At 63.3% G+C, this 6,087-nt stretch carries 5 protein-coding genes; 3 read left to right on the top strand and 2 right to left on the bottom strand.

The window, feature by feature from the left end; genetic code table 11:
• Both HU729_RS24595 and HU729_RS24600 read right to left on the bottom strand, forming a co-directional pair.
• A partial coding sequence (locus HU729_RS24595; protein WP_186711825.1) for an N-6 DNA methylase occupies positions 1–1,557 on the bottom strand: 1,557 nt, incomplete at its 3' end.
• Positions 1,554–1,991 (bottom strand): hypothetical protein, encoded by a 438-nt coding sequence (locus HU729_RS24600; RefSeq protein ID WP_238348439.1) that lies wholly within the window; start codon positions 1,989–1,991, stop codon positions 1,554–1,556. The genes HU729_RS24595 and HU729_RS24600, both read right to left, overlap by 4 nt.
• A gap of 823 nt (positions 1,992–2,814) precedes the next feature.
• Here HU729_RS24600 and HU729_RS24605 point away from each other — a divergent pair.
• The 3 genes from HU729_RS24605 (at position 2,815) to HU729_RS24615 (ending at position 6,042) form a co-directional block, all read left to right on the top strand.
• On the top strand, positions 2,815–3,642 hold the full coding sequence (locus HU729_RS24605; protein ID WP_186711827.1) for a DUF932 domain-containing protein: 828 nt from the start codon (positions 2,815–2,817) through the stop codon (positions 3,640–3,642).
• A gap of 80 nt (positions 3,643–3,722) precedes the next feature.
• Positions 3,723–5,765 (top strand): ParB/RepB/Spo0J family partition protein, encoded by a 2,043-nt coding sequence (locus HU729_RS24610; protein ID WP_186711828.1) that lies wholly within the window; start codon positions 3,723–3,725, stop codon positions 5,763–5,765.
• 64 nt (positions 5,766–5,829) lie between these two features.
• The gene (locus tag HU729_RS24615; protein ID WP_186711829.1) at positions 5,830–6,042 is read left to right on the top strand and encodes a hypothetical protein; all 213 of its coding nucleotides are present in this window, start codon (positions 5,830–5,832) and stop codon (positions 6,040–6,042) included.
• The last annotated feature ends 45 nt before the right edge of the window (positions 6,043–6,087 follow it).

Below are 6,087 nucleotides of genomic sequence, written 5' to 3' on the forward strand. Positions count from 1 at the left end.
CGCCCCCGCCGCCATACCTGTACCGCTGCGACTAAAAAATGGTGTCGCGCTAAGAATGACGCCAAAACGTGTTCGATCATGCGAGAACTCTGCCGCCCGCAACACGAAGTCCAAACCCTCACCCCGTGGTTGCGCAGGAACGCCTGCAGTCCTAGTCCGGCGTCGCGCTTCGGTTCCCGCCTGCCCCTTGAAGCTCCAAGGCGGATTGCCTACGATCAGATCGAACTGCTTTAGGCCAGAGGGCGTCGTCAATGCGGCCTTGCCATCTGCAAGATGCTCGACGCTCCGAGCATCGCCAATGAGCAATGTTTTACCGATCAACGGCCGAAACTTCAGTGACTGCGGCGGCTGTGGATCTGGGTCCAGTTCAAGCGCAGCCAAGTAAAGGCTGAATGCGGCTACGCGAACGGCAGCTTCGCTGATATCCACCCCATAGACTTGCCCATACAGGGTTGAGCGGATTACGTCCCGCGTAGGCGGTTGTCCCTGAGTACGCAGATAGACCAGACGCCGCAACGCCTCAACCAGAAAAACACCGGAGCCGCAAGTCAAATCGAGGACGGACTCCTGACCCGACAGTCCATCCATCACCTCGTCTAGAACCAAAGAAACAACGGATAACCGTGTGTAGTGAACACCGTTCCGTAATGCCTCGGTGCGTTGTCCTACGGCATTTGGCTCGGCATGTGCGAACTGCTCATAGATTGAGCTAATCAGCTCAACAGGAATTACGTCGAACTGATAGGGAAAGAAACTGAGTTGGCCGCTCTGAGGATCAACCGCTTCTAGAAACTCAGCGACGCGTTTCAAATGATGAGTGGCCGGTGTGGTCTTCACCGACGAAGGAGGGAACATGTCGCCGTTGAAGGTCTTGGCTAACCACGCAAACAGCAGCGCGGTCGCGGGCCTATCCCGAAGGATCGCCGGCAGGGCCGTATACCCACACACCTTTTTTAGTCGTCCCGTGCTGACAATTTCTCGATCGATCAGGTACTGGGTAAAGATCACCCTTCCGATCAGAGCCTGAGCTGCACTGCGTGCCAGATTGCCACCGACAAGATCGCTCTCGAGAAAAGCAAGGTCGCCTAGGAGCTTCTGATCCACACTCGTCTTACGATCGACAGCTGGGACTTGGGTCCAGAATTGACCCGTCTCGATCGCCAATCGGCCAGCCAGATCGTCCAACTGTTGAAGCGAGTTCTCGATGTTTTCGAAGCGACCAATCAAATGCTTTTGCGCATCGCCATCCTTCACAGGCGTACCGAAACCGTTGTATAGGTCAATGCGTTGCGGAGAAATGACCCACAGCAGCGGCGCAAATCCTTCGTTCCATACCTCTCGTCGCCACTGGCTGACTAGATCTTCCGAAGGCTCGCTCTGTTCGAATTTGAAGTACACAGTCAACGATGACGCGCTACGCCACAGCGCGTCCGGCGCAAACGCACGACCGCGTCGTGCAGATTGCGCATCGGCCCCTAATCGGAGTCCCGCTGCGGGCTCGCCGTCCGGCAGGAAGCCGGTCGCAGCCAAGACTTCCTCTAGAGTCGAACTGGTCACGCCCTGCTCCGGACGGCTTCAGGCGGAAATGGCAATGCCGCTTGGCTGGAAGCCGGCATGACAGGCAACATATGCTGCTGAAGCCGTGCGATCAACGGGTTGAGAGGAATAGCAAGCGTCGGGTTGACAGGAGCAGCCCCAACACCCCAGGCGCTCGATTCGTGCAGACTCGCCGACGTTGGAGTCACCAAGGCGACACTGCCTTCCAGCATTGGCGCGCTGGCGTCCGCCAGCAGCCTGAACAGCGCGTCGACGCCAGCGCTGACGGTGCCGATATGCACACCCAGCGAAGCTACCAGTTCATTGGTGATTGCCAAGCCCAATAGATCGGCGAAGCTGAAACGCGCCGCCTTTCCGGTCTTGGAAGCTAGGTACGGGATGTTCTTTCGCCAATGCCGCACCGTCTCCACCGATACGCCCGTGAGGGTGCGCATCTGATCCTGAGTGTAGTGAATGGCAGTGACTGTAGGCATTCTTGTTGTCGGCAACTAGAAAACCTGTGCATTCTCTCATGTAGCGTCGTTCTTCGCAACGAGAACAAGGGCAGGACGGCAGGGCAGCACACCGAAGCAAGGTCCTGAACAGGCATCTCGGAGCGGCAAGGTGGCGAGCCGTTGGAAAGCATGCGACATGGACGCTTGGCTCGACGGTATTGCGTCCTCCGGCCACGAATGCATGGCCGGTCGCGCTCTCGTGCTGCGCATCCAGCCGCCAATGGCGTCTAGCCCCTCCGGCTTCCATCGCTGACGCCTTCGGCCCCACGGGCCTGCGCGCCAAGCTTGCCTCCAGGGGATCGGCAGTCAGCCCATCCCCGCCGCGCATGCTTGGCGCCCCTCGAATGCAGCCGAACAGGTTGTACCTGATCGGCCAAACAGCCACACAGCCAGGCGTGCCCTTGGCACGCAGGGGCGCTCGCCGCGCGGCGTTGGGTTCAGCGCATCCCCTGGCCCATTGGCCGCTGTTCCTCTTTCCCCAAGTTCATCGCTTTTTCCCGCGACCGTAGCCCGCGGTGCCTGGCCGTCAAGGCGCGCAGGGCCGAGTCCTCGCTGCGCTGCGGGCCGCACCAACCCTGCGCTTCTTCCTTGACGGCCAGTCCCTCGCTGGCCCGGTTTTTCGCGGGCGATGAACTCAGGAAAGACGGCGGCAAACAGGGACCGGCCCAGGTCTCTGCGCCGAACCAACCGAAGCCACAACGGGCTCCGAATCTTGGAATCCGGTCAGCTTTGAAACCACAGCAGTAACTCTTGGAGAAAGACCATGCAACTCGCATCCCGTTTCGCTTCCCATTCCCCGACGCTGCGCAGCGATTCCCCGCTGTCCGACGACCAAATCCGCCGCGTGGCCCCGTCCATCTTCGCGGATGCCCCGCACGAAAGCCGCTCCGAACGGTACGCCTACATCCCGACCGCCGCCGTGCTGGCGGAACTGCGCAAGGAAGGATTTGAACCTTTCATGGCGGCACAAACCCGCGTGCGCCACGACGACCGCCGCGACTACACCAAACACATGCTGCGCTTGCGCCATGCCAGCCAAATTAACGGCGCGGAAGCCAATGAAATCGTGCTGCTGAACTCCCACGACGGCACGAGCAGCTATCAGATGCTGGCCGGGATGTTCCGGTTCGTTTGCAGCAATGGCCTTGTCTGCGGCGATACGGTGGCGGACGTGCGCGTGCCCCACAAAGGCGACGTGGCCGCACACGTCATCGAAGGCGCTTACGAAGTGTTGAGCGGTTTCGACCGGGTGAAGGAATCCCGCGATGCCATGCACGCCATCACCTTGAACGATGGCGAATCAGAAGTGTTCGCCCGTGCCGCACTGGCGCTCAAGTACGACGACCCCGACAAACCCGTGCCCATCACGGAATCGCAAATCCTGATGCCGCGCCGCTTCGACGACCGCCGCCCGGACTTGTGGAGCGTGTTCAACCGCACGCAAGAAAACCTGACCCAAGGCGGCCTGCGTGGGCGCAGCGCCAACGGACGCCGCCAGCAGACCCGTCCGGTGCAGGGCATCGACCAAAACATTCGCCTCAACCGCGCGCTTTGGCTGCTGGCCGATGGCATGCGGCAGTTGAAAGCCTGAATCCCCATGCGGCAGGGGCAGGCAGCAGCCCTTGCCGCTTCTTCTCAACGCTGCATCCCCAATCGCAAGGAGTTATCACCATGAATGCCGTTACCCATACCGAAGCCCGCGCTATCGCAACCGCCGCCCCGCTGGAAGTGGCCGACCCGACCAAGAACCTGATTCTGGTTCCTCTCTCGCAGTTGCTATCGCGCCGCTCCAAACGCAACGCGCGCACGACCCCGCGCCTGTCCATCCCCGAACTGGCCGCGAGCATTTCTCGCATCGGCCTGCTGCAAAACCTCGTCGTCATCCTCGCCGCCGATGGCGAGCAATACGAAGTGGTGGCCGGCGACCGCCGCCTGACCGCGTTGAAGCTGCTGGCGAAGAAAAAGCGCATCGCCGCCGACTACGAAGTGCCGTGCTTGCTGGTGCCCGATGCTTCGGCGCGTACCGTGAGCTTGGCCGAGAACGTGCTGCGCGAGGCCATGCACCCCGCCGACCAGTTCGAGGCGTTCGCCGCGCTGGTGACCGAAGGCCGCCCGGTGGAAGACATTGCCGCCGACTTCGGCGTGACCCCGCTGGTGGTGCAGCGCCGTTTGAAGCTGGCCAACGTCTCGCCGCGCCTGATGGCCGACTACCGGGCCGGAGCCGTCACGCTAGAACAGTTGATGGCCCTGACCATCACCGACGACCACGCCGCGCAGGAAAGCGCGTTCTACGGTGCGCCCGAATGGCAGCGTGGCGCGTCCGCGCTGCGCGAACGCCTGACCGAACGCGAAATCGACGCCACGCATCCGCTGGTGCATTTCATCGGGATGGACGCCTACACCACGGCAGGCGGGGGCATCCGCCGCGACCTGTTCGCGGAAGGCGATGCCGGAACCTACCTGACCGACGCCGCGCTGCTGGAAACGCTGGTGCGCGGCAAGCTGGATGCGTTGGCCGGGGACGTGCGCGCCGAGGGTTGGGCGTGGGTGGAAGCCGTGCCGCACGTGAGCTACGCCGAGCGGCAGGCGTTCCAGAACGCGCCACTCCAGCGCCGCGAACCGAACGCCCGCGAAGCCCGCCGCATCGCCTCGCTGCAAACCCGCCTCGACAAGATCAACGCCGAACTGGAAGAAGCCTACGACGCCGAGGACGAGGACAAGACCGAAGCGCTGGAACCGCGCCGCGAACAGGTCGCCGGGGAACTACAAGCCGTGGAGGAAGCCTTGCAAGGCTACGCCCCGGACGTGCGCGCCGTGGCCGGTGCCATCGTCACGCTCGACCGCAGCGGCGAGGCCGTGATTCATCGCGGGCTGCTGCGCGAGGCCGAAGCCAAGGCGCTGCGCACGCTGGAACGCTTGCGGCAGGGGTTCGGCAGCGCGGAAGGTGACGCCGGGAACGACGACGAAGGCGAGGACGCCGAACAGCCCAAGGCCGCGAGCCTGTCCGACCGGCTGGCGCAGCGCTTGAGCGCGCACCGCACCGCCGCGCTGCAAATCGAAGTCGCCCGGCATCCGCAAGTCGCGCTGGCCGCGCTGGTGCATGGCATGGTGCAGACCGTCTTGCAGGACAGTCACTACAGCCACGACTTGCCGCTGGGCGTGCGGCTGACCGTGCAAGATCGGCTGGAAGGCATGGCCCCCGACTGGCCCGAGTCGCCCGCCGCTGTCGCCCTTCGCGAGTTGCAGCAGGTCGCGGGCGAGGCGTTGCCGCAGGACAGCGCCGAACTGTTCGCCGCGCTGCTGGCGATGGAACAAGACGAACTGGTGCGGCTGCTGGCGGTATGCGTGGCGGCGACGGTAGACGTGGTAACGCCCCGCGCCACGGTGCAGCAACCGGGCGCGGAACTGGCGCAGGCCGTGGGGCTGGACATGGCCGCATGGTGGAAGCCGACTGCCGAAGGCTACTTCAAGCACGTTTCCAAGGCGGTGATTCTGGAAGCCGTGGGCGAGTTCGCGCCGTCGCACGTTACCCGGTTGGCAAAGTTGAAGAAGGGCGACATTGCCAGCGAGGCCGAACGGCTGGCTGATGGCACCGGCTGGATGCCCGCCGTGTTCAGAAGCGGACACGACACGGAGCCGCAGGAAGACACGCAGCACGTGGATGCGGCAGAAGATGCTACCGACGAAGCGGAAGCCCACGCGCTCGCCGCATGACCTTTGCCACCGCCAAGCGCTCCGGCACTGTTCGGGGCGCTTCGGCAGGCCAGGAGCTTTCCCCATGAACAGCCAGAACCCGACCACTCGCCCGCGCATGGCGGCGACCTATGCCCCCGGCACGGTGCGCGCCCGCCGTTGGCATGGCGATGGTGACGTGCGCGGCTACCGTCCCCCTCGCGGTTGGACGGCTTTCGCCGACCTGACCGACATACACCCCATCAGCGGCCAACTCTTGCCGCGTTCGGTGTGGTGGATCATCAAAACCAAACAATAGCAGCAGCCCCCGGCGCATTGCGCCAGGGGCTGTTTCCCAAAATCC

This window comes from Pseudomonas sp. RW10S2 (genome assembly GCF_014268985.1).
Lineage (GTDB): Bacteria > Pseudomonadota > Gammaproteobacteria > Pseudomonadales > Pseudomonadaceae > Aquipseudomonas > Aquipseudomonas wayambapalatensis.